Source organism: Sphingobium sp. LMA1-1-1.1 (assembly GCF_040676365.1).
Classification (GTDB): domain Bacteria; phylum Pseudomonadota; class Alphaproteobacteria; order Sphingomonadales; family Sphingomonadaceae; genus Sphingobium.
In genome coordinates this window covers 1-502 of the sequence record NZ_JBEGHS010000038.1, presented here as the reverse complement: position 1 = coordinate 502, position 502 = coordinate 1, and the positions used below count along the sequence as shown (strand labels likewise).

The window sequence follows — 502 nt, the reverse complement described above, 5'->3', positions numbered from 1 at the left end:
TTACGCCGGGCGTCCACGTTTCGGGCAATTTCGGTGGCCAGACCGCACAATATACCATCCGCGGCGTCACCCAGAACGACTTCAGCGACGTGCTCGAAGGCCCGGTCGCGGTCTACTTCGACGATGGCTATATCGGCAGCCTCAGCGGCCAGATCTTCGGCACCTTCGACCTTGAGCGCGTGGAAATTCTGAAGGGGCCGCAGGGAACCCTGTTCGGACGCAATGCCACCGGCGGCCTGGTCCACTTCATTCCGCGCAAGCCGACCGACCAGCTTTCGATCAACGCGAACGCGACCTATGGCCGGTTCAACCAGACACGCCTTGAAGCGGGTATCGGCGGCCCGCTGGGCAATGGCTTCTCCGGTCGCGCCACGGTCCTGTACAATCGCCAGGATCCGATCTTCAAGAACATCTATCCGGTTGGAAACAGCGCGCCCGGTCCTGTGCCTGCCCGCTGCTGCGAGAACACCTGGAACGACAACACCCTCGGCGGGCGGTTGCA

At 62.7% G+C, this 502-nt stretch carries 1 protein-coding gene; it reads left to right on the top strand.

Annotated features, from left to right (window positions below; genetic code table 11):
• A partial coding sequence (locus MRBLMA1_RS16710) for a TonB-dependent receptor plug domain-containing protein (protein WP_363738258.1) occupies nt 1-502 on the top strand: 502 nt, incomplete at both ends.